Genomic DNA, 551 nt, shown 5'->3' with positions numbered 1-551 from the left:
CCTGGTACGTGCCAAATCCCAAATTATTTTTGGATTGGCGAAAGAAAATCTCAATAGGCCAACGTTTGGCGTCGTACGATGCAATGGTTTCCGTCTCCAAGGAAAAATCTGTGCAACAAAAAGCGCGCAGCGCCTTCGGATCTCTGAATGCCTGCTTTGGCCAGCAAAGCAAAACCACCGCGTTGTCGATTCCATTCAGTGCCCTTCGTAGCGATACATCCAGTACGACGAAACGTTCATGGTGACGAGGCGAACGTCTTCTTTGCGGATGTGCTACGCGAATCGCATACCCAGTCGATTTTGGTGTATAGGGTTCCTTCCGGGTGAGTGTATTTCTTGGCGTATAGGTCAATAGAATGAATCAAGGACAGGTCAGAACAACCGAAAACCGTAGCTTTTACCTGATGTCCCCAGACCACCTTGCCCTGCAGATGAGAGTGATGAAACCCGGCTTGCTCGATAGGAAAACGGGCCTGTGACGAAGGTTTTGTTTTCTGAGCAATCGTATCGTCGTGAATGACAAACAGCGGCTCCGCCGTGCGCTTGGAGGT

General features: G+C 49.9%; 1 pseudogene. It reads right to left on the bottom strand.

The features are described from left to right. A pseudogene (locus HPT30_RS31170) lies at positions 1-551 on the bottom strand (transposase family protein); the annotation flags it as partial.

This window comes from Paenibacillus agri (genome assembly GCF_013359945.1).
GTDB lineage: Bacteria > Bacillota > Bacilli > Paenibacillales > Paenibacillaceae > Paenibacillus_AQ > Paenibacillus_AQ agri.
Note: the sequence above shows the minus strand (reverse complement) of the source record. Positions and strands in the feature narration are given on the sequence as shown.